This is a genomic window from Mesorhizobium sp. M0751, assembly GCF_040320265.1.
Lineage (GTDB): Bacteria > Pseudomonadota > Alphaproteobacteria > Rhizobiales > Rhizobiaceae > Mesorhizobium.
Map to the genome: position 1 here is coordinate 108860 of NZ_JAMYPH010000009.1, position 21996 is coordinate 130855.

Annotated in this window: 17 protein-coding genes; 9 read left to right on the top strand and 8 right to left on the bottom strand. The window is 61.6% G+C overall.

The genetic code is table 11. The features are described 5' to 3' along the window. Positions 1-149 precede the first annotated feature (149 nt). On the top strand, positions 150-1268 hold the full coding sequence (locus NKI19_RS16080; protein WP_352489844.1) for a glycosyltransferase family 4 protein: 1119 nt from the start codon (positions 150-152) through the stop codon (positions 1266-1268). Here the strand turns inward: NKI19_RS16080 and asnB are convergent. After that, a complete protein-coding gene (gene asnB, locus NKI19_RS16085) occupies positions 1242-3167 on the bottom strand; it encodes an asparagine synthase (glutamine-hydrolyzing) (protein WP_352565390.1) in 1926 nt (641 codons plus the stop codon). The genes NKI19_RS16080 and asnB overlap by 27 nt on opposite strands. A 165-nt stretch (positions 3168-3332) precedes the next feature. Continuing rightward, complete coding sequence (locus tag NKI19_RS16090; RefSeq protein WP_352489846.1) at positions 3333-4574, bottom strand: glycoside hydrolase family 5 protein; 1242 nt, start codon at positions 4572-4574, stop codon at positions 3333-3335. 116 nt (positions 4575-4690) lie between these two features. Between NKI19_RS16090 and NKI19_RS16095 the strand changes: the two genes are divergently transcribed. The 3 genes from NKI19_RS16095 to NKI19_RS16105 all read left to right on the top strand — a co-directional run bounded on the left by NKI19_RS16095 (position 4691) and on the right by NKI19_RS16105 (position 9015). After that, positions 4691-6619, top strand: a complete 1929-nt coding sequence (locus NKI19_RS16095; protein ID WP_352489848.1) for a heparinase II/III family protein — start codon at positions 4691-4693, stop codon at positions 6617-6619. Between the two features lie 237 nt (positions 6620-6856). Next, positions 6857-7852, top strand: a complete 996-nt coding sequence (locus NKI19_RS16100) for a sterol desaturase family protein (protein WP_352489849.1) — start codon at positions 6857-6859, stop codon at positions 7850-7852. Beyond that, a complete protein-coding gene (locus NKI19_RS16105) occupies positions 7849-9015 on the top strand; it encodes a GNAT family N-acetyltransferase (RefSeq protein WP_352489850.1) in 1167 nt (388 codons plus the stop codon). The genes NKI19_RS16100 and NKI19_RS16105 overlap by 4 nt, the downstream gene beginning before the upstream one ends. Before the next feature lie 62 nt (positions 9016-9077). Here NKI19_RS16105 and NKI19_RS16110 read toward each other — a convergent pair whose 3' ends face one another. From NKI19_RS16110 to NKI19_RS16135, 6 genes are all read right to left on the bottom strand, one after another. Next, complete coding sequence (locus NKI19_RS16110; RefSeq protein WP_352489851.1) at positions 9078-9389, bottom strand: UBP-type zinc finger domain-containing protein; 312 nt, start codon at positions 9387-9389, stop codon at positions 9078-9080. Continuing rightward, positions 9386-11005 carry an FAD-dependent oxidoreductase gene (locus NKI19_RS16115; protein WP_352489852.1) on the bottom strand — a complete coding sequence of 540 codons (1620 nt, stop codon included), beginning with the start codon at positions 11003-11005 and terminating at the stop codon, positions 9386-9388. Before NKI19_RS16115 ends, NKI19_RS16110 begins: the two co-directional genes overlap by 4 nt. A 318-nt stretch (positions 11006-11323) precedes the next feature. Further along, complete coding sequence (locus NKI19_RS16120; protein ID WP_352565388.1) at positions 11324-12250, bottom strand: NADP-dependent oxidoreductase; 927 nt, start codon at positions 12248-12250, stop codon at positions 11324-11326. Positions 12251-12365: 115 nt separating this feature from the next. Then, positions 12366-12803, bottom strand: a complete 438-nt coding sequence (locus NKI19_RS16125) for a CBS domain-containing protein (protein ID WP_352565386.1) — start codon at positions 12801-12803, stop codon at positions 12366-12368. Then, entirely contained in the window at positions 12800-12931 is a 132-nt protein-coding gene (locus NKI19_RS16130) for a hypothetical protein (protein ID WP_352489853.1), read from the bottom strand. The genes NKI19_RS16125 and NKI19_RS16130 overlap by 4 nt, the downstream gene beginning before the upstream one ends. A 377-nt stretch (positions 12932-13308) precedes the next feature. Beyond that, positions 13309-14106, bottom strand: a complete 798-nt coding sequence (locus NKI19_RS16135) for an AraC family transcriptional regulator (RefSeq protein WP_352490102.1) — start codon at positions 14104-14106, stop codon at positions 13309-13311. 278 nt (positions 14107-14384) lie between these two features. Here NKI19_RS16135 and NKI19_RS16140 point away from each other — a divergent pair, with 278 nt between their 5' ends. The 5 genes from NKI19_RS16140 to NKI19_RS16160 all read left to right on the top strand — a co-directional run bounded on the left by NKI19_RS16140 (position 14385) and on the right by NKI19_RS16160 (position 21978). Continuing rightward, on the top strand, positions 14385-15851 hold the full coding sequence (locus NKI19_RS16140; RefSeq protein ID WP_352489854.1) for an alpha-glucosidase/alpha-galactosidase: 1467 nt from the start codon (positions 14385-14387) through the stop codon (positions 15849-15851). 118 nt (positions 15852-15969) lie between these two features. Continuing rightward, the gene (locus NKI19_RS16145; RefSeq protein ID WP_352489855.1) at positions 15970-18054 is read left to right on the top strand and encodes an ABC transporter substrate-binding protein; all 2085 of its coding nucleotides are present in this window, start codon (positions 15970-15972) and stop codon (positions 18052-18054) included. 104 nt (positions 18055-18158) lie between these two features. Then, positions 18159-19166, top strand: coding sequence for an ABC transporter permease (locus tag NKI19_RS16150; RefSeq protein WP_292653800.1), 1008 nt, complete (start codon positions 18159-18161; stop codon positions 19164-19166). A gap of 1 nt (position 19167) precedes the next feature. Beyond that, positions 19168-20301, top strand: coding sequence for an ABC transporter permease (locus tag NKI19_RS16155; protein WP_352489856.1), 1134 nt, complete (start codon positions 19168-19170; stop codon positions 20299-20301). A gap of 9 nt (positions 20302-20310) precedes the next feature. Beyond that, positions 20311-21978, top strand: coding sequence for an ABC transporter ATP-binding protein (locus NKI19_RS16160; protein WP_352490103.1), 1668 nt, complete (start codon positions 20311-20313; stop codon positions 21976-21978). Positions 21979-21996 lie beyond the last annotated feature (18 nt).

The following is a 21996-nucleotide window of genomic DNA, read 5'->3' on the forward strand; positions in this document are numbered from 1 at the left end:
CACCTTCGACTAGCCGCCGACTGGCGGAAAATCCAGCGCGATGACGGCGAAGGGTGAACAGATTCAGTTTGAACTAAAAGATTTACCGTAAACCTTATCGGGAACGTTTGCTTTGCAGTTACCCGGTCTGTGTTATTTAGAGTACCATCATGTTGCAGCGCCTCATATCCGATCGAAAAATACATGTCCTGGTCGCGACGCCGTCGGGCGTTTCGGGGCAAGGCGGCATCGACCGCATCATGGGGGCGTTGAAGCAGGAGTTCGAACGGCAAGAAATCGCCGACATCGATGTGTGCTTCCTTGCCAGCCGTGGCCCGGGGCATGTCGGACTTTCGATCTTCTATATGCTCGGCTTTTGCTTACGGATGCTTAAAGCACGACTGGCTGGACGCGCCGATGTCATTCATATCAACATCTCAGTTTCCGGCAGCACCTACCGCAAGATGGTGATCGCCGCCTGCGCACGGCTGCTGTCGATACCTTATGTCCTGCATCTGCACGGGGCGCAGTATCAGACATTCTGGAAAGCCGACCGCGGTTTCATAAGCCGCCGTATCAAAGCCCTGTTCGAGCATGCCGATCGGGTGATCGTTTTGGGCAGGCTTTGGCGCGATTTCGTCGCCAGCCGGGCGCCGGGCGCAGCCGGCAATATCGTGATCGTGCCCAATGCGACCGAAGTCCCGTCGCTGGCGCATGTCGGCGGCGGCGACGATGTGCATATCCTGTTCCTGGGCCGCATCGGCGACCGCAAGGGCGTACCGCAATTGCTGGAGGCACTGCACCGCATGAGCCCTGCCAAGAATTGGCGCGCGACCATTGCCGGCGATGGCGAAGTCGAGGCAGCACGGGCAAAGTCGGCCGCGCTGGGGATTGCAGACCGGATCGCCTTTCCGGGTTGGGTGGGACCTGACGATGTCGCATCGCTGATCTCGTCGGCCGATATTCTGGTTCTTCCCTCCTTCGCCGAAAATCTGCCGATGTCGGTGATCGAAGGCATGGCAGCCGGTTTGGCGGTGGTGGCGACCCCGGTCGGCGCGGTCGAAGACATAATCACCGACGGGCAATCCGGGCTGCTGGTGCCGCCAGGCGATGTTACAGCGTTGACGGACGCGTTGAGCCGCCTCGCCGAGAACCCGGCACTGCGGGCAAGGCTTGGTGCCGGTGCCATGGCCGTGCATCGGGAACGGCTTGAGCTCGCCCCCTTTGTCGGCGCAATCTGCGATGTCTGGCGGTCGGCGGCGTCAAGCCGTCAACCGGTCAAGCGCTGAGGCCGACGATCGCGGCGGCGCTTCGAGCCTGAATTCGCGGTGGAATATCTCCAAATTCAACAGCGCCCATATCAGCTTTTCGTGGTCGGCAGCACGCGTGGTGTGTTCCGAGACGATTTGATCAAGCTGTTTCGGACTCAGATAGCTGCGAATGACGGAGTGAGGCGAGCAAAGATGGTCATGCACGTAGTTCCTCATCGAGCCGCGAAACCATTCGGCGACCGGTACCTTGAACCCGACCTTGCGGCGGCTGAGAATTTCCTCCGGGAGGATATTGGCCATGCTGTCGCGCAGGATCTGCTTGCTGTGCAACCAACCCAGCCTGTAGCGATCGGGCAATTTGCTGACGAACGAAACTAGGTCGCGATCGAGGAACGGCATTCTCCCTTCGATCGAACCGGCCATCATCATGTGATCGCCTCGTTCCAGGAGATTGTCAGGCAGCCACGATGTCTGATCGAAAAACAGCACGCGGCGAAGATGGGAAGCCGTGGCGCTTGACGAGAACGGAAAGTCGTTGCGCTCATAACGGCGATTTGCGGACGCACCGATCAGGCAAGCGCCCTGCTGCGCCGAAACGGCTCCAAACCAGGAGACCATCCGGGCGGCAAAGTCCCTTTCGCCCGCGGTGCGGGCAAACGTATCGACCTTGGCCGACGCGCCCGGCATGGCGCGTACCAAAGGGGAAAGGACATTATCGTGCAGCGAGGCTGGAACAAGCGACTGGTAGATCCCGGCCAGTGATTCCGCGCGATGCTTGGGATAGCCGCCGAGAATCTCGTCGGCTCCTTCTCCGCTGAGCACCATCTTGACGTCCTGGGAGGCGCGCTCCGACATCAGGTAAATTGGAATATCGCTGCTTTGCGAAACAGGTGCCCCGCGTTGGCGAACCATCGCCGGCAGGTGATCCATCAGATCGCCTGGCTGGATGACAAGTTCGCAATGATCGGTCTTGAAATGATCGGCAACGCGCCGGGCGAATGCAAATTCGCTATAGGCCGCGTCGTCGAACCCGACAGAAAACGTGCGAATAGGTGTGGCGCTGTGCCTGGCCATCAGCGCGACGATAGCCGAGGAGTCGAGCCCTCCTGAGAGAAAGGCACCAAAAGGTGCATCGCTGCGCATCCTGATCTCGACGGAATGGTCGAGCAGTTCCAGAAATCGCCGCTTGGCGGTTTTTTCGTCGATCCGCTCGGTCAGGGCCGCCTGGTCCGGAGGCGTATAATAGCGCGTTTCCTTGACTACCCCTTGCGACCAGACGGCATAGCTTCCGGGATTGAGCTTGCGGATCTGTTTAAAAAGCGTGCGTGGTCCCGGCACATAACGCCAGTTCAGATACTCGTGCACAGCATCCAGATCGAGTTGCTGCGCATCTTGCTGCGACGACAACAATGCGTTGATCTCCGAGGCAAACAGCAGCAATTTTTCGCTTTGCATGAGGTAAAGCGGCTTTTCCCCGAAGGGATCCCGGGCGAGGATCAATTCCTGCCTCTGAGCATCCCAGAGTGCAAAGGCGAACATGCCGCTCAGCCGGTCGAACATGGACAAGTGCCACTGATCGTAGGCTCGGAGCAGCACCTCGGTATCGGAGCGCGTTCGAAAATGATGGCCAAGGCCGATCAGTTCCTGGCGCAGCTCGATGTAGTTATATATCTCGCCGTTGAAAGTTATTTTGAGACGACCGTCCTCAATCTGCATCGGCTGGTTCGACTCAGGCGCCAAGTCAATGATCGCCAGGCGGCGATGGACCAATGCCAATTGTTGCTCGCCGGTATTCAGGTCCAGTATCTCGGTGCCTTCGGCATCGGGCCCGCGATGCCGCAATGCGTTTGACATTCTGGCGGCCCGCTCTTGTGGATTTTTAGCCCTTCGACCGATCCATCCGGCAATTCCACACATTGTTCCCCCTAGGCGCGCATTCCTCACTTCAGTACAACAAATGTGTTAAACACTTCGTGCCAATACAACCCGACCGGGAGAAAGCTGCCCCAGGCCGTTCCTCGATCGAGCCTGGCGGTCAGGGGTTGCGACCGGTTGTTCGCTGGTGAGGGCGAGTGACGGCACCTATGGCAGGCCCAATGCCTGCAGCATCTCGGGGTCGGGAACCGGGGGACCATCGGGCGGGATGAGGCTCATCCCATAGGGATTGGAGAACTCCCAGACAGACCATGGGATCGCGAAGCGTTCGGCCTCTCGGCGCACTGCCTTGAGATAGCGCGAACGGTCGGCCTCAAAGGCGCCCATGCGGCCGTCCGCGGACATGAGGATAGCGCCGAATTCGCCCATGAAAAGCCGCCGGCTGGGAATGCCATGGCCTTCAGCCCAGTCGACAGCCTGGCGAAAGCTCGCCTCCAGTTGGCTCTGGCCCCAGTTCTGCTCGAAATATTTCGCGATTGCTTGGCGCGCGGTGGCCATGTTCATCATCTGCTCGACCCGGCTCAAGCCGGCAGCTTCCATCCGCGCTCTAAGGGTTTCGGTCACCACTTCGGGTGTACTGCTGTCGGCCGGCCAGGGAAGTCCCGAAGCAAAGCTGATTGTGTCATCGGGCCGCTGGTGGGTGAAGCTGTGCGGCTCATACATATGGAAGCTGTAATAGAGGTTTGGGTCATCAAAGCTGGGGCTGAGGTTGACCAATCCGGCAATGCTGCCGCCGCAGGCGCCGGTTGCAACGATGGTAAGTTCGCTGCTGACCGCTCGAATGTCGTGGACGGTCCCTGCCATGATCCGCTGCCAGTCATCGCTGCCGCTCGCATCGCAAGGGTAGTATGCGGGCTCGTTGTAAGGTTCGAGGGCGACTTTGTCGGTGCCTATCTTGACCAGCATGGCGGCGACCGCCACAACCATTTGACGATAGCGGGCGACACCCTCGCTGTCGGCGCCGCCATAGATCATCTCCATGCTGTAGTCGGGAACCTGAGTGACGCCATGCAGGTCGAAAACCACCTTGAGGCCGGTCGACGTGATCCGCTCGACGGCGGCGGCAAGTATGTCCAGCGCCTGCTGCCGCTTGGCGTCCCCGCTGGCAAGCAGCGGGCCGGGATCGACGCTCAGCCGGACGAAGTCGAAGCCCATCGATCGGATGTGGGCAAACACCTCCCCGGCCGGCCAGTCGGTGAGCGGCCTGCTTTCCGCAAGCCACTCCTTTTCGCTGCGATAGGGCGGCCAAACGTAGGTTCCATCTTTGTCCACCGGCGACCAGTTGAGCCACTGATGCACGCCAACGCCGCGCTTGAGAGGGATGGGCGCTGCGTCGGCAGCCACAAGCAAGGCGAGCACCCAGGCAACAACATACACCGCTTTTTGCATCGCTCCCTCCGCATGCTCGCGGGAGATATTAACCGCAACGAACGGGAAAGAAGATTGCCGGCCCGCAGCTTTTCGACGGCATGGTATACAAGGACCGAAACGTTGACGGGGCGTGCATGAGAATCGGCTGGTACATCAACCGATTGCGCAGCATGGGACCGGCCGAGGTGCTGCACCGGCTGGGCGAGCAACGTCGAAGGATCGCGTCGCGCCGCCGCGATGATGGGTGGGAGCGCTATCCATCGCCGCAGTTGCACCCGGTGCTGCCCGGATTTCGCCATGCTGCGCTGGCAGCGACCGACGCTCAACGGCAAGCCATAGCGGCGGCCGCGCAAGAGATGCTTCACGGCCGGTTTTCGGCACTCGGGCGGACATGGCCAAAGCGTGAGCCCGATCTTTTGTTTCCTGCTGAGCTTTGGCGTCTTGATCCGATGACCGGCAGGCTTTGGCCTGGCCCCGAGGCTCATACTTTCGATATTGATTTTCGCGATGGCGGCGACCTTGGCGATATAAAATATGTCTGGGAGATCAACCGGCTGCAGCAATTGCCAGTACTGGCTGCACATCTGCTCCTCAGCGAGGACAATCGATCCCGGAGTGCCATCGAGGCGGCAATCGGCAGCTGGCATTCCGCCAATCCGCCGTTCCGAGGCATTGGCTGGGCTTCCGGCATCGAAGTAGCGCTGCGAGCCATCAGCCTGATCGTCACCCTTGACCTTGTCGGTGACCGGCTTGACCCGGCGACGCTGCGGAAAGCCGGTGAGATACTCGCGGCAAGCGCCTATTGGCTGCCGCGGTTTCCGTCGCGATATTCCTCCGCCAACAATCATCTCGTCGCAGAGTTGGCTGGCGAATATCTGGTCGGCCTGGCGCTCGGGGCCGGATCCGAAATCGCCCGCGGCGCCCTCTTGAATGAGACGCACAAGCAGATTCTTGCCGACGGCGCCGGTGCCGAGCAAACGCCGACCTATGCAGCTTTCAGCGCCGAACTCATCTTGCTGTGCGCCGCAGCGGCACGCCAGGCAGGAACGCCGTTTCCCTCGGCCGTCGAAGCGCGTCTGGGCGCCTTCGCCAATTTCGTCGGCTGGCTGCCACAGAAAGCCGCCCGCTTCGGCGACGACGATGAGGGCCATGTGCTGAAGCTGGGCGACGAGCCGAACTATGTCCGATCCGTCGCGGCCGCCATCCACGGCTTACTGGGGACGCCGGGCAACGCGCCGGAGCCCGACGATTTTCGTTCGCTTTTCTTTGGTGCGCCGTCGGGCCCGACGCCCGCGGTGCATGGCTTGCAGACATTCACGCAAGGCGGGCTCTCCGTCTGGCGCGGAGCAATGAATGGCCGCAATGTCGAACTGACGTTCGATCATGGACCGCTCGGCTATCTCTCGATAGCGGCGCACGGCCATGCCGACGCGCTGTCGCTCACCCTGTGCATCGACGGTGAGCCGGTGCTGGTCGATCCCGGCACCTGGCTCTACGGTTCGGGAGGCGCATGGCGCGACTGGTTCCGCTCCACACCGGCGCACAACACGCTGAACATCGAGGGCAAGAGCCAGAGCACCATCGCTGGAAATTTCAACTGGTCGCACAAGGCAGTCGCAGCGCTGGCGGAGAGCAAGCCGGGGATGCACTGGAGGCTGAGCGCCCGGCATGACGGCTATCGAAGCCGCTTCGGCGTCGTGCATCAGCGCACTTTGGCGCGCCGGGCCGATGGCATCCTCATCACCGACCAACTGCTTGGCGGCAGGCGCCAGTCCGAGATCGTCTTCCAACTGGCCGCCGGCCTCCATGCCGACCGGCACGAAAACACGGTCACGGTATTGCGCGGCGACGAGGCACTGTTGGCCATCCGCTTTCCTGATGCTGCGCTCGATATCGGCGCCGGCGGTGACATGCCGGGCCAAGGCGGTTGGGTTTCGCTGCGTTTTGGCACCAGGCAGCAAGCCGAACGCCTCGCCTGGCACGGTGAAGTGGGCGAAGCCGGGATCGATATCCATCTTGCCCCAATTCAACCGCCGCAACGGCAAAAACCGTCGCCAACGTAGAGTTGCCGGGCGAGTTCCAGCCGTATTCGACATTAATTACGTTTGGACATTTAGCGGTTTCGTTACCGTTGATCTGCTAGTCTCGCACCATCCAGCCTGCTTTGCCCGCTGCGTTCGCAACAGCCACTGGTTGCAGGCGGCGTTGCGAGTTTGGCGGGAATTTTGTGCTTTGCTATTCGCCAGATCGCCTTCTTACGACCACAGACTGCCTTCTTACGACCAGGAGCCGCTGCAACGATGTTTTCCGAATTTGTCCGAGCGATTGTGGAAAAGCTTTCGAACGTCAATCTGACCACGCTCGGCCTGCTTCTCCTCACCGCTCTGGGCAGCGCGGTGATCGCCTACTGGCGAACTGCCGAACATAAGTCCCTCAGGGACTTTTTCGACTTCGCCTTCCCACAGGAAGTCATCCTGCACCCGTCGGCGCGAGCCGACGCCCTGTTCTGGATCACGAAACGAGCGATGATGCCTTTCCTGCTCATTCCTGCCGGCGTCACCTTCGTCGTCGCGGTGGGCTATGGCACACGCGAGGCAATTGGCTGGCTCCTTAACATCCACGCGCCGCTTCTCGGCGGCCCGGCGGGACCGGTGACGATCGTCATCTTCACCGCAACCATGCTGGTCGCCTATGATATTTCATACTACCTCTACCACGTCGCCCAGCACCGCTTCCCGTTCCTGTGGGAATTGCACAAGGTACATCATTCGGCCGAAGTGATGGTGGGGATCACCAAGGACCGGGTTCATCCGCTAGACGATCTGATGAACCGTATGTGGGATGGCGTCATCCCGGGCATCTGCTTCGGCATCTGGAGCCTGATTGCACTCGATCCGGTAGAGGTCGCTATCTTCGGCATCAACGTCTATGTCATCCGCAACATCCTGATGATGGATTTTGTTCGCCATACGCATCTCAAGATCTCGTTCGGCCCGTTGAACAACATCATCCTGTGTCCGCACTGGCACCAGGTGCATCACAGCATCGACCCACGTCACTACGATAAGAATTTCGGCCTGCTTTTTTCGTTCTGGGATCGCCTGTTCGGAACGCAGTTTGTCCCGGAGCCGGATGAAGACCTGAAATTTGGCCTGGTCGATCGCGACGTGCGCGATTACCAGTCGCTCTTTGGGCTCTACATCCTGCCCCTCAAGAAGATGGCAAGGCATGTCATGCGACTGTTTCACAGACGGCCCAATGTGGTCGCGCAGCCACAGGACAGTTCTCCTTTATGAACACCGCTGTTTCCATCGACGTCCTAGGCGCGGAGCGCCTGGAAATCGTCCGTTCGGCGGATCGCCTGGCTGCGGTCGAAACCGCTTGGATGGAGCTTTGGCATCGTACCGACGGGCTGATCTTTCAAAGCCATGCCTGGATTTCGGCATGGTGGAGTACCGTACAACGCCGTGACCAGCGCGCGTTGCGGATCGGCCTGGTCTGGAAGGGCGAGAGACTCGTTGCTGTCGTTCCGCTGGCGATCGGCAGGCGCAGGGGGCTGCGGTTTCTCGAATGGGCGGCCGGCAGCTATACCGACTATGGGGATATTCTCGTTGCTCCGGAATGCTCGTTGTCGGCGCTACAGGAGCTATGGACCCAACTCTGCGATGCAGGTGGCTTCGACCTTGCCTTGATCAGCCGTCTCTCGCCGGATGCGGCGGCCCGCAAAATTTTCACGCCGGGAGCTTCCGGCGGCATCAGGCTTCGTCACTTTCACCGAACGGAAGTCAGCTATCGCGTTGCCGGACAATGGGAAAGCGGAGCGGCATGGTTGGCGGACCAGTCGAAAAAGACGCGCCAGAACTATCGGCGCGGCATCAAAGCGCTGGAAGAAGCCGGAGAGGTGAGATTTCGCCTGCTTGCGCCCGACGAGCCGCTGCAACCGGTACTGGAGCGCCTCGCGGCCTTGAAGCGGAAATGGCTGACCGAGCGCATGCGTGAGTCTGACCTCTTCGAAGAGGGCGTGCCAGTACTCGCCGCGCTCGTCGATGCGCTGGCGCGCGCCGGCGTGCTGCATATCTTCGTTCTCGAATGCAATGGCGTGATGGTCGCGGTGTCGATCAACTTCGTTCAGCACGACGTCATGATGGCTTTCGTGACGACGTTCGATCCGGATTTCGGCCGGGCGTCGCCGGGCGTGATCCTGTTGATGGACTATGTAAAGTGGTCGATCGATCACGGCTTGAGCATGGTCGATTTCCTCTGTGGCGCAGAGTCGTTCAAACACAAATTCTCAACGCAGGCGGTTACGCTGGAATCCGTCATCGGGACGCGCACGGCGCAGGGTGCGCTTGCATCTCTTGCCGATCGTGTCCTTCAGACCGTCAGGCATATGCGCGAGCGTTCGTTGGCACCTCAGGGGCGCGATACGCCCGCTCAAGCGGAAGCAGCCCTGGACTAGCCGGACGGAAAACCGTTCAACTTTTCCTGGAATTGCTCTAGCGGCTCGCTGGCAAAAAAAGCTCAAATGAAGCGCGGGATCGGACCGTTTTGCGGCGTAGTGCGGTCGCCGAGGTCGAGGAAGATCTCGTCGATGTAGCACCACCCCCAGCCTTCCGGCGGATCGTAGCCTTCGATGATAGGATGGCCGGTTGCCCGAAAATGCTTGGTGGCATGGCGGTTGGGCGAGTCGTCGCAGCAGCCGACATGGCCGCATGTGCGGCAGAGCCGCAGATGCACCCACTGCGAACCGCTCTTCAGGCATTCCTCGCAACCGAGCGCGCTCGGCGTCACGTCGCGAATATCCCCGACGTGCCTGCATTCGTCTGCCATCATACGCTCCTGACCAGTTGTGGCGCCACGGCGAGGCTGCCGTTGCGCGCGAGATATTGATGCAGCGCCGCAACCACCTGAGCGCCTTCGCCGACAGCAGCGGCGACGCGCTTGATCGAGCCGGAGCGCACGTCGCCGATGGCGAACACCCCGCCGCGGTTCGTCTCCAGCGCACCACGTTCCTGGCCAATATCCGGCCCGGTGCGAACGAAGCCCTTCCCGTCCAACGCCACGCCGCATTGCGCCAGCCAATCGGTGTTGGGGTCGGCGCCGATGAACAGGAAGAGGTGGCGGATCGGACGCGAAGTCTCGATGTCGCGGTTGCGCCAGCGCACTTTGCCAAGATTGCCGCCGTCGCCTTGCAGCGCCGTGATCTGCGTCTCAGCCAGCACTTCGATGTTCGGCTGTGCCATGACGCGCTCCACCAGATAACGCGACATGCTCGCATCGAGGCTGCTGCCGCGCGCCAGCAGCCATACCTTCTTCACATGCGCCGCCAGGTAGACGGCAGCCTGGCCAGCCGAATTGCCGGCGCCGACCAGGGCCACATCTTGTCCGGCGCAAAGCCGCGCTTCGATCGGCGAAGCCCAGTAATGCACGGAAGTTCCCTCGAATTGCGCCAGGTTTGCCATGTCAAGCCGGCGATAGCGCGCTCCGCTGGCTATCACCACCGACCGTGCCCGCACGGTCTCCCCGCTGCCGACAGCGAGCGTGTAATGGGCACCGGACGTGTCGCTTGCACTGCCCAGCAGCTTCGCCTCGTCCGGTATCACCATCTCGACGCCGAATTTCTGCGCCTGATTGTAAGCGCGCGCCATCAGCGCCATCCCCGAAATGCCGGTCGGGAAACCGAGATAGTTCTCGATGCGCGAGGAGGCGCCCGCCTGTCCGCCAAAGGCACGGCAATCGAGCACGATCGTCGACAACCCTTCGGAAGCCGCATAGACGGCCGCCGCAAGGCCGGCCGGTCCGGCGCCGACAATGGCTACGTCGTACAGCTTGCTGGAGTCGATCGGCCTCACCAGGCCGATGCAGCCGGCTAGCTCGTTCTCTTCGATCAGCGTCCTGGCGCAGGGATCGGCAGCCGAATCGAGAACCCGGTGCGGCTGACCGCTGCGGGCCAGAAAACCTTGCAGCCGCAACACGTCGCCGCTGTCGACCGGTCCGACAATGATCGGTCCGGCTGTGCCGCTCACGAGCAGGCCGACACGGCGCAGGATCAGCGCCCGCATGATGCGCTCGCCGAGGTTTGCTTCCTGTACCATCAGGTCCCGCAGCCTTTGTGAGGGGATGACGAGCGCCCCGACCGGCTCGATCGCCTCCACATCCACCAGTGAGGGCCGGGCTGAAAGCTGCGCCAACTCGCCGACGAAATTGCCCGCACCATGCGTGACGATTGTTTCGCGCCGGCCGAAGCTGCCGCCTTGGATGATATCCACCTTGCCGGACAGGACCACGATCAGACCGGGTGCCAGCTCGCCGGCTTTGACGATCCGTTCGCCTGTGGCATAGGACACGGCTTCGCCGAAACGGCCCATGCGGTCCAGGTCCGCCTCAGCCAGCGCTGGAAACATCTGATCGTGACGGGCAATGGAGGTCGGATTGGCGGACTGAGGCATGGTTCGAACCTATCGCCGGTGTCCGACGGTTTGAAGCGGTTTTTTTGCGGCTTGCGGCCGGTACAAACCTAGCCCCCCTGTCGGTAAACGCTGTGCCCTTCGCTTCGCCGTAACTGACAGCGGCCCGCGCGACGATGTCGTCGCGACGTGCCTCACACTCCGTTGCATCTCCTTGATTTGTTTGATTTGCGCATCCCGGCAAACCCGGCGCATGCTGCTTCAGTCGGCACCAGTCTAAGCCGGCCAGGCCCGGCGCGCCGTCCTGTGTCAAACTCTCGGCCGCCGGGCTTCTGGACAGCAGAAAACGGCCTGCGTCCGCTAGGCGGCTACCTGAAGCACGATCTTGCCGCGCGTGTGCTGCTTTTCGAGCCGTTCCTCGGCCTTGGCGACGTCCTCGAGAGGATAGATTGCCTGCACGAACGGCCTGACCTTCCCGGCGTCGATGAGGCGGCTGATCTCGGCAAGCTGCGCCGCGTTCGGCTTGGTCAAATAGGAAACGCCGCGAGCCCGATGCAGGCGGGCCTTCTCCGCCGATGGTTCGGAAAGCGTTGAGACGAGCGTCCCGCCAGGCTTGAGCACGTCCCACGAGCGGTCCTGTGTTTCACCCCCTACCAGGTCGAAGACGAGGTCGACGTCCTCGACAACTTCCTCGAAGCGCTGGTTCTTGTAATCGACCGCCTGGTCGGCGCCAAGCGCGCGGACGAAATTGAAATCCTGCGCGGAAACGGTCGTCGCGACGAAGGCGCCCGCGGCCTTTGCAAACTGCACCGCCAGATGACCGACGCCGCCGGCGCCACCATGGATGAGGACCCGCTGCCCGGATTTGAGGCCGCCGTGATCGAACAGGCCTTGCCACGCGGTAAGGCCCGCAAGCGGCACGGCGGCCGCTTCGGCGTGGCTTAAGCGTTGCGGCTTCGCCGCCGCCTCCGTTGCCTTGACGACGACATATTCGGCGTTGCCGCCGCGATCGTTGCCGAGCATGGCATATAGCGGATCGCCCTTCTTCAGCGTATGGGCCCGCGTGCCGCACAGTTCCACCACGCCGGATACGTCGCGGCCGAGCGTGACGGGCAGATCCGCGCCCGAAGAGCCCTCGCGAACCTTGTAGTCGACGGGATTGACGCTTGCCGCGTAGACCTTGAGAGTGACCTCGTCGTCATGCGGCTGGGGCAACGGAACCGCGTCCAGCGAAAGAACCTCCGGTCCACCAAAATCGTGGATACGGACGGCCTTCATAGTAATCATGGCTTGCTCCTCATCGGGTTGCAGTCCAGTTCGCCTCTGAACAGTTTCGCCAGCAGGCCGGCACCTATGCAGCCGGCGGTTCGGTCGTGGGCAAAGGCCGGCCGGTGGTGCGCGGTCAGTGTATCGTTTGCGAATGCTCGCCGCCGGGTTGCGAGATGCCGCTTAGCGCTTCACCGGCTGTCGCCGTCTCGCTGTTGGTGGCGAGGTCGCCCAGCGAAACGATGCCGACCAGGCGCTTGTCGCGGTTTAGCACCGGCAACCGGCGCACTTTCAGGTCAGCCATGTTGCGCAGAACGTCCTCTGCGTCTTCGTCTTCGAAGCAATACCTGACCTCGGTGCTCATCACTTCCCGTACCTTGGCGTCAGGTGTCTTGCCTTGGGCGACGCCGCGGATTGCGATGTCGCGATCGGTTACCATGCCGACAAGCCGATCGTTCTCGCCCACCGGCATTGCGCCGGCGTCGCGGCGACCCATCATTTCTGCCGCATCGCGCAGGGTTTGCTGCGGACTGGCGATCTCGACGTCCTTTGTCATGCAGTTGCCGACTTTCATTTTAACCTCCTTTGGTTGCAGGGCCCGCCGGTTTCCATGATGGAAGAGTGAATGAGCGCCAGCGCAAAACGTTCCATGGCAAGACCCGTTTCGAGCGCTTCGCCGAAATCACCCTTGCCATCCTCCACTCCGACCGCCCTTCAGGCGGTCGGCCCAGGAAAAGTTGGTTCCGAAGGAATTTCGGAAGGCGTGCCAGGAGGAACTCCGATCGGCTCCTGGTCCGGCGTCGGAATTGGATCCGGCGAGGGCGGGGGTATGCCTGGTGGTTCTCCCGGCGGAGTCTCCGGCGGGGCAGGCGGCCGGGCCGGCTCCGGATTGGGATTGTCCGGCAGTGGATTCGGGTTGTTCGGATCGGGATTGTTCATCGATCACTCCCCTGACATCTGTGGCCCGATCTCCGCGAAGAGCGGGTTGCGGTAGCGGCGAGCAGGCTCTCTTGTCCTAAACCGAGGGGAAGCAAAAGCGTTCCCCCGCCCGATGCCAGGCGCGGTACCAATCTATCGGGCTATCGGGCGGTTCCCAGGCTGGCATACATTCCGTTGGTGCGGAATTGCGTCGGGTTGATGCCGTAGAGGCGGCGGAAGACCTTCGAAAAATAATTGGCATCCTCGAAGCCGCACATGATGGCGACTTCCTTGACCGGCAGGAAATCGGCCTTCGTCAGCAACTTCGCCGCGCGCTGCAGTCGCTGCTGCAGCACGAATTCGGCGGGCGGAAGTCCCTCGCTCTCGGCGAAGCAGCGCGAGAAATGCGCGCGGCTCAGGCCGCTGATCTCGGCGAGATCTGCAACGCGGAGCGGCCTGTCGAGATTGGCCTTGATGTGATCGATGACCGGCTGCATGGCGCTCTTGTCGTCGGTCACGGCATGCGAGCCGAAGACATCATCGTAGAGCGCCATGGCTGCTTCATAGGCGACGGCCGAGGCGGCTCCCGGCGAGACCGCGCCCGTGATCAGGCGCACACTGCAATCAGCCAGATGATCGATCGTCGAGGGCTGCAGCCGCAGCACCGGACCGACGGCGGCAAGGATCGACTTGTGGATGCGCAGTGCCTCCTCGCCGTTCATCGATATCCAGAAGAACTCCCAGCGCTCGCCCTTGGCCAGCCAGTAACGGTGGTTGTGCGGCACGAGAACCAGCAAGGTGTCGCCCTTTTGCAGGCGGTAGTTCCGGTTCTCGTAGCGCAATCGGCCGGCGCCGCTGATCGTATGCTGGAGCACGGTAAACGGCGTCTGGCCGCGCTTGCGCCCATCCCAGTCGTAGACCTCGTTCTCGCGCACTTCATAGCCGGTGCTTGTCGGCATGGTGTGTAAGCGCTGGCGCCCGCGCGGCAGCGATACCGTCCTGCCCGCCGGCCCGATGTCGATCAAGTTCCGCAGCACAAAATTACCCCTAAAAGCATAATCCTTCTCTGGTCGCGTGCCGAATAAGGCGCATAATCCCTAGAGAAAAGCAAAAGAAACCGCGGTCAAAGAGCGGATGGGAGGAAGTGCCGGATTCCAGCCTGCATAGCGTGGCAGGCGGGCCAGGCTTCTTTTCGCCGCCTTTGCCCTAGCGTTCGATCAGGTCGAGGTGAGGACTGATGAGTTTCAAGATCGCTATCGTCGGTGCGGGAAGCGTCGGGTTCACCAAGAAGCTCTTCACCGACATTTTGTGCGTTCCTGAATTCAGGGATGTCGAATTCGCATTGACCGATCTCAGCAAGCGCAACCTCCAGATGATCAAGTCGATCCTCGACAGGGTCGTCGAATTCAATAGGCTGCCGACCAAGGTTACGGCAACGACCGACCGCCGTGCTGCCCTCGAGGGTGCCCGCTACATCATCAGCTGCGTTCGCGTCGGCGGTCTCGAAGCCTATGCGGACGACATCCGCATTCCGTTGAAGTATGGCATCGACCAGTGCGTCGGCGACACGATCTGCGCCGGCGGCATCCTCTATGGCCAGCGCAACATTCCGGTGATCCTCGATTTCTGCAAGGATATCCTCGAAGTCGCCGAGCCTGGGGCGAAATTCCTGAACTACGCCAATCCGATGGCCATGAACACCTGGGCGGCGATCGAATATGGCAGGGTCGATACCGTCGGCCTCTGCCACGGCGTCCAGCATGGCGCCGACCAGATCGCCGAAGTGCTCGGCGCCAAGTCGCGCACCGAGCTCGACTACGTCTGCTCCGGCATCAATCACCAGACCTGGTTCATCGACCTGCGTCTCAACGGCCGCAAGATCGGCAAGGACGAGCTGGTTGCCGCCTTCGAGGCGCATCCGGTCTATTCGCAGCAGGAAAAGCTGCGCATCGACGTCCTGAAGCGCTTCGGCGTCTATTCGACTGAAAGCAACGGCCACCTTTCCGAATACCTGCCCTGGTATCGCAAGCGGCCGGACGAAATCACCCGCTGGATCGACATGTCCGACTGGATCCACGGCGAGACCGGCGGCTACCTTCGTTATTCGACCGAAACACGCAACTGGTTCGAAACCGAGTTCCCGCAATTTCTGGAGTCCGCCGCCAGGCCGATAGACCCCGCCAAGCGCTCCAACGAGCATGCCAGCCACATTCTCGAAGCGCTTGAGACGAACCGCGTTTATCGCGGCCATTTCAACGTCAAGAACAACGGCATCATCACCAACCTGCCGCAGGACGCGATCATCGAGTCGCCCGGCTTCGTCGATCGCTTCGGTATCAACATGGCGGCCGGCATTACGCTGCCGGAGGCCTGCGCTGCCACTTGCATTTCCTCGATCAACGTCCAGCGCATGTCGGTTCATGCGGCAATCTCCGGCGATATCGACCTGCTTAAGCTCGCGGTCCTGCACGATCCGCTGGTCGGCGCGGTTTCGACGCCGGAAGAGGTTTGGCAAATGGTGGACGAGATGGTCGTCGCCCAGGCTCGCTGGCTGCCGCAATATGCCGATGCGGTGCCGGCCGCGAAGGAACGGCTTTCGAAATCCAGGGTCAAGACCCGCGAATGGGCCGGCGCGGCGCGGCGCGACGTCCGTTCGATCGAGGAACTACGTGCGGAAAAAACGGCTCTCAAGCAGGCCGTCTGAATTTCGCCAGGACGGATCGCGGCGAGCTTTCGGGAAGATTTTCCGCACCCGTCTGTACATTGTTCGAGGAGAGATGGAGCAGCGTCAACGCGCTCCTGAACAACAGGGAGGAGAGACAATGAGGAATTTTCGAAACATTGGCATTCTCGCCGGGCTGGCGCTTAGCGTCTCGGCCTCGGCGCTGAACGCGTATGCAACCGAGCCGACCGTGCCGCCGGTGCCCGCGCAATTTCCCGCCGAGGGAAAGATCAAATACGTCGCGCGCGACTCGATCCTGGAGTTCAAGGCACTTCCGGAATACCACGAACCCGATTGGGTCACCGACAAATACGTCAAGGCAGACAAGCTGCCGCCGGTCAAGGACCGGCTGCCGAAGGAGCCGCTGGTCTTCAAGACCGGCAACATGCCGGACGGCGTCGGCGTCTACGGCGATACGATGCGCCATGTCATCGGCGGCCGGCCGGAGGGCTGGAACTACGGCGCGGGCCAGACGCAAGGCTGGGGCGGCATCGACATCGGCCTTTCCGAATGCCTGACGCGCACCGCACCGCTTTTCCAGGTCGAGGCCAAGGACACGGAGCCGCTGCCTAACCTCGCCAAGAGCTGGGACTGGTCGAAGGACGGCCACACGCTGACGATGCATCTGGTCGAGGGTGCGAAATGGTCGGACGGCGTTCCGTTCAACGCCGACGATGTGATGTTCTATTGGGACGACGAGGTGATCGACCCTAATGTGTCGCCGCTGAACGGCGCGACGCAGGAGACCTTCGGCGTCGGCACGACGCTGAAGAAGATCGACGACTACACCGTCGAGTGGACCTTCAAGGACGCCTTTCCGAAGCAACACCTCTACGCCATGGCTTACGGCAAGTTCTGCCCCGGCCCGTCGCATATCCTTAAGCCGCAGCATCCGAAATATTCGAAGAACACCTACGAGCAGTTCAAGAACGCCTTCCCGCCGGAATATATGAACATGCCCGTGATGGGTGCCTGGGTGCCGGTGGCATACCGCCCCGATGACATCATCGTTATGCGCCGTAATCCTTACTATTGGAAGGTCGACGAGAAGGGCAACCAGCTGCCGTATCTCAATGAACTGCACTACAAATTGTCGACCTGGGCCGACCGCGACGTTCAGGCGGTGTCGGGGGCGGCCGACATCTCCAATCTGGAGCAGCCGGAGAACTTCGTCGCCTCGCTGAAGCGGGCGGCGCAAAAGGACGCGCCGGCACGACTTGCCTTCGGTCCACGGCTGATCGGCTATAATCTGCGGATGAATTTCTCCGCCAATGGCTGGGGCAACCCCGACGAGCGCGGGCAGGCTGTTCGCGAACTGAACCGCAACGAGGATTTCCGCAAAGGCGTTACCATGGCGCTCGACCGCAAGGCGCTCGGCGACTCGCTGGTCAAGGGTCCGTTCACCGCCATCTATCCGGGCGGCTTCTCCTCGGGTACGAGCTTCTACGACCGGAAGTCGACTGTCTACTATCCTTTCGATCTCGAAGGCGCCAAGGCGGAACTCGCCAAGGCAGGCCTGAAGGACACGGACGGCGACGGCTTCGTCAATTTTCCTGCCGGCACCGCCGGCGGCAAGAATGTCGAGATCGTGATGCTCGTCAACAACGACTACACCACCGACAAGAGCCTCGCGGAGGGCGTCGTCGGCCAGATGGAGAGGCTAGGTCTTCGCGTTGTCCTGAACGGGTTGAACGGCGTCCAGCGCGACGCGTCCATGTATTCCGGCCGTTTCGATTGGATGGTCAGGCGCAATGATGAGGAGCTCACCTCGGTCGTACAGAACACCGAGCAACTGGCGCCGGTCGGTCCGCGCACAAGCTGGAACCATCGCGCTCCGGAAAACGGCCAGGTCGATCTGATGCCGTTCGAGAAGGACCTCGTCGACATCGTCAACAAGTTCGTCTCGGCGCAGGACAACGACGAGCGCGCCAGCCTGATGAAGCAGTTCCAGAAGATCTCGACGCAACACGTCTATACCGTCGGGCTGACCGAATATCCCGGCGCGCTGATCATCAACAACCGCTTCTCCAATATCCCGCAGGGAACGCCGATCTTCATGTTCAACTGGGCCGAAGATTCGATCATTCGCGAAAGGGTCTGGGTCGCTGTCGACAAGCAGCAGAAATATGAACTGTTCCCCGAACAGCTTCCCGGAAAGCCCGGCGACAAGGGTCCGACGAACTGAGTTTTCCTCCCCTGACTTGAAAATTCCCGGCCGCGCTGCTGGCGCGGCCGGGACAAAGCCAGCGGCGAGGGATAACTGAAACCGAGCGAGGAGAGAAACGGCCGATGCTGCGATTTCTGCTTATGCGCATAGCATCCGCATTACCGGTTCTCGCCATTTTGAGCGTGGTTACCTTCGCGATCATCCAGGCACCGCCGGGCAACTATGCCGACTACATCCGCTTGCAGCTCATCAACCAGGGTGGAGCCTCCTTTGCCGAGGCCGATGCCCAGGCGAAGGCTTATAGCGTGGAGCATGGCCTCGATAAGCCGGTTCCGCTCCAATACCTGAACTGGATCGCCGGCATCATCACCCGCGGCGACTTCGGCTACAGCCTGTATTACAACAAGCCCGTCGCCGACGTGGTGGGCGAGCGGCTGCCGCGCACGCTGCTGCTTGCGCTTGTCTGCCATCTCTTGGCTTCGGTGCTGGGCATCGGCTTTGGCATCTGGGCGGCGACCAGACAGTACAGCTGGATCGACAGTACGCTGTCGGCGATATCGTTCCTCGGCATGACGGTGCCGCGCTTCCTGATGGCGCTGATCATCGTCTATCTGCTGGTCTTCCAGTTCAATGTTTCCGAGATCGGCAGCTTCTTTTCGCCGCAATTTGGCGGCGCGCCGTGGTCGTGGGCGAAGTTCGTCGATCTCGTCCGGCATGTCTGGCCGGTCGTCGCTATCGCCACGTTTGGCGGGCTCGCCTACAACATGCGGGTGATGCGCGGCAATCTGCTCGACACGCTGAACGCGCAATATGTCGAAACCGCTCGCGCCAAGGGTCTCAGCGGCGGTGCGGTCGTGATGCGCCATGCGGTGCCCAATGCGCTGCATCCGCTAGTCATGTATCAAGGCGTGGTGCTGCCCTATATGCTGACCGGCGAGATCGAGACTGCGATCATTTTTGCACTGCCGACCGTTGGCCCGGCGATCGTTGGCTCGATGGCGGTCGGCGACGTCTATGTCACGGCGACCTTCATGATGGTGCTGTCGGCGACGCTGATCGTCGGCAATATCATCGCCGACATGCTGCTCGTCATGCTCGACCCGCGTGTGCGCCAATATGCAGGGTCCTGAGATGCTTGCTTTCGAGCCATCGCTGCCGCCACTTGCCGAGCAACCGGCCAAGATCAAGCCGCCCGGCAATGAGAGCTACATCGCACTCGTCTGGCGCCGCCTGAAACGGTCCTGGACCGGCATGGCCGGGCTCATCCTGGTCGCGTTTCTGGTGCTGCTGGCGGTGTTTGCCGACTTCTTCGCACCGATGGATCCCAAGGTGACCGATGTCGGCTTTGCCCCGCCGCAGATGATGAGCTTCCATGACAGAGACGGCAACTTCGTCTTCCAGCCACGCGTCTATGCCCTGGCGGATTCGGAAGACCTCGACCCGGTTACCTTCCAACCCGTCGTCGGGCCGGACTACGACCATCCGCGGCTGCTCGGCTTCTTCGTCAAGGGCGCGGCGTACAGGCTGCTCGGCCTGCTTCCCGCGAACCGGCACTTCTTCGGCTCTACCGACGGCCAGCCGGTGCATTTCCTCGGCACCGACAAATTCGGCCGCGATGTGCTGGCTCGTGCGATCTATGGTTCGCGCATCTCGCTGATGATCGCGTTGACCGTGGTCTTCATCGTCACGGTGATCGGCACGACGGTCGGCATGGTGTCGGGCTATTTCGGCGGAACATTCGATGTCTGGGTCCAGCGCTTCGTCGAACTGGTGCTGGCATTTCCGCAATTGCCGCTTTATCTGGCGCTGACGTCGCTCGTTCCGGTGACGGCCCCGACGAATGTCTTCCTGGCATTCGTGATTGTCGTCATGTCGGCGCTCGGCTGGGCGCAGATGTCGCGCGAGGTGCGCGGCAAGACCCTGGCACTGGCGCGGATCGACTATGTCCGTGCCGCGATGGCGGTCGGCGCCACCGACGGCCGCATCATCATGCAGCATATTTTTCCGAACGTGATGAGCCACGTCATCGTTGCCGTCACATTGGCGATCCCCAGTGTCGTCCTGCTGGAATCCTTTCTCGGGTTTCTCGGTTTCGCGGTGAAGCCGCCGCTGATCTCCTGGGGCCTGATGCTGCAGGACACGGCGACCTATTCGGTCATCGGCACCTATCCCTGGATCCTCTCGCCGGTCGGCTTCGTGCTTGTCACCGTCTTCGCGTTCAACGCGCTTGGCGATGGACTGCGCGATGCGGTCGATCCGTATTGACGTGACATGATGCAACACGCGCTCGTCAAATCCTTCGCACCGCCTGTCCGGCTCGACCATGACGGCCGTTCGGAAGACCCGGTCATCGATGCCCGCAACATCGCCGTCGATTTCAAGGTCGAGCACGGCATGGTGGAAGCGGTCAAGGACATCTCCTTCCAGCTCTATCGCGGCGAGACGATCGCCATTGTCGGCGAGTCGGGATCTGGCAAGTCGGTGACGGCGCGCACCGTCATGGGATTGTTGTCGAAGCGCGCAGTCGTGTCGCCGAAATCGACGGTCGAATACAACGGCGCGAACATCCTGAAATTTTCCGAGCGTGCGCGGCGCAAACTGCGCGGCGACCGCATCTCGATGATCTTCCAGGAGCCGATGAGTTCGCTCAACCCGATCTACACGATCGGCAGCCAGATCGTCGAGGCGATACGGGTGCATCGCAAGATGAGCCGCAGGCAGGCCGAAGCAAGGGCGCTCGAGCTGCTGCAGCAGGTGCAGATTCCTGAACCCCAGGCGCGTCTGAAACAGTATCCGCACCAGCTTTCCGGCGGCCAACGCCAGCGTGTGATGATCGCCATGGCGCTGGCCAACGATCCCGATGTGCTGATCGCCGACGAGCCGACGACGGCGCTCGACGTCACGGTTCAGGCGCAGATCCTCAATCTCATCCGCAACCTGCAGAAGAAACTGCGCATGGCGGTGATCCTGATCACGCACGACCTGACCGTGGTGCGGCAGTTCTCCGACTATGTCTACGTCATGCAGCATGGGGAGATGCGCGAGCACAATGTGACGGAGAGGCTGTTCGCCAATCCGCAGCATCCCTACACCTGCCACCTGCTTGCCTCCGAGCCGCGCGGCCAGGCAAATCCGTTGCCGGAAGGCGCCGACGTCATTCTTGAAGCCAAGGATGTGCGCGTCTCCTTCATGCTGCGGCATGGCACGTTCATGAGGCCGGACCTGCGCGAACTCGTCGCCGTCGACAGTCTCAGCCTGACCCTTCGGCGGCACGAGACGCTCGGTCTCGTCGGCGAATCCGGATCGGGCAAGACCACCTTCGGCGAGGCGTTGCTCAGGCTCAACACCACGGACAGCGGCGAGATCTATTTCGATGGCCAGCCGATCCATGGCTGTTCGCGGGCCCAGATGCGGCCGTTGCGGTCGCGCATGCAGGTCGTCTTCCAGGATCCGTTCTCGTCGCTCAACCCGCGCATGACGATCGGCCAGATCATCGAGGAAGGGCTGGTCGTCAACCGCATCGGCGCCACCAGGAACGATCGGATCGAGCGCGTGCGCGAGGCACTGATCAGCGCCGGCATGCCCGGCGATATCCTGTCGCGCTTCCCGCACGAGTTTTCCGGCGGCCAGCGCCAGCGTATTGCGATTGCCCGCGCCGTCGCGCTCGAACCGGAATTCATCGTGCTCGACGAGCCGACATCGGCGCTGGATCTCTCGGTCCAGGCGCAGATCATCGAATTGCTGCGCAAGCTGCAGCGCGAACGGGGCCTGAGCTACATCTTCATCTCGCACGACCTCAAGGTCGTGCGGGCGCTGTGCCACCGCGTCATCGTCATGCAGCACGGCAAGATCGTCGAAGAGGGGCCGGTCGACGAAGTCCTGTCCCATCCCAAAACCGCTTACACCGAACGGCTGGTCAAAGCCGCTTTCGAGGTAGCCTGATTGCTTATGCCGGAGGTT

Excerpts from the sequence above, each read along its gene's own strand:
- NKI19_RS16105 (WP_352489850.1), top strand. The coding sequence starts at position 7,849 with ATGAACACCGCTGTTTCCATCGACGTCCTAGGCGCGGAGCGCCTGGAA.
- NKI19_RS16145 (WP_352489855.1), top strand. The coding sequence starts at position 15,970 with ATGAGGAATTTTCGAAACATTGGCATTCTCGCCGGGCTGGCGCTTAGC.
- NKI19_RS16150 (WP_292653800.1), top strand. The coding sequence starts at position 18,159 with ATGCTGCGATTTCTGCTTATGCGCATAGCATCCGCATTACCGGTTCTC.
- NKI19_RS16140 (WP_352489854.1), top strand. The coding sequence starts at position 14,385 with ATGAGTTTCAAGATCGCTATCGTCGGTGCGGGAAGCGTCGGGTTCACC.
- NKI19_RS16125 (WP_352565386.1), bottom strand. The coding sequence starts at position 12,803 with ATGAAAGTCGGCAACTGCATGACAAAGGACGTCGAGATCGCCAGTCCG.
- NKI19_RS16095 (WP_352489848.1), top strand. The coding sequence starts at position 4,691 with ATGAGAATCGGCTGGTACATCAACCGATTGCGCAGCATGGGACCGGCC.
- NKI19_RS16115 (WP_352489852.1), bottom strand. The coding sequence starts at position 11,005 with ATGCCTCAGTCCGCCAATCCGACCTCCATTGCCCGTCACGATCAGATG.
- NKI19_RS16100 (WP_352489849.1), top strand. The coding sequence starts at position 6,857 with ATGTTTTCCGAATTTGTCCGAGCGATTGTGGAAAAGCTTTCGAACGTC.
- NKI19_RS16080 (WP_352489844.1), top strand. The coding sequence starts at position 150 with ATGTTGCAGCGCCTCATATCCGATCGAAAAATACATGTCCTGGTCGCG.
- NKI19_RS16120 (WP_352565388.1), bottom strand. The coding sequence starts at position 12,250 with ATGATTACTATGAAGGCCGTCCGTATCCACGATTTTGGTGGACCGGAG.
- NKI19_RS16135 (WP_352490102.1), bottom strand. The coding sequence starts at position 14,106 with ATGCCGACAAGCACCGGCTATGAAGTGCGCGAGAACGAGGTCTACGAC.
- NKI19_RS16155 (WP_352489856.1), top strand. The coding sequence starts at position 19,168 with ATGCTTGCTTTCGAGCCATCGCTGCCGCCACTTGCCGAGCAACCGGCC.
- NKI19_RS16160 (WP_352490103.1), top strand. The coding sequence starts at position 20,311 with ATGCAACACGCGCTCGTCAAATCCTTCGCACCGCCTGTCCGGCTCGAC.
- asnB (WP_352565390.1), bottom strand. The coding sequence starts at position 3,167 with ATGTGTGGAATTGCCGGATGGATCGGTCGAAGGGCTAAAAATCCACAA.
- NKI19_RS16110 (WP_352489851.1), bottom strand. The coding sequence starts at position 9,389 with ATGATGGCAGACGAATGCAGGCACGTCGGGGATATTCGCGACGTGACG.
- NKI19_RS16090 (WP_352489846.1), bottom strand. The coding sequence starts at position 4,574 with ATGCAAAAAGCGGTGTATGTTGTTGCCTGGGTGCTCGCCTTGCTTGTG.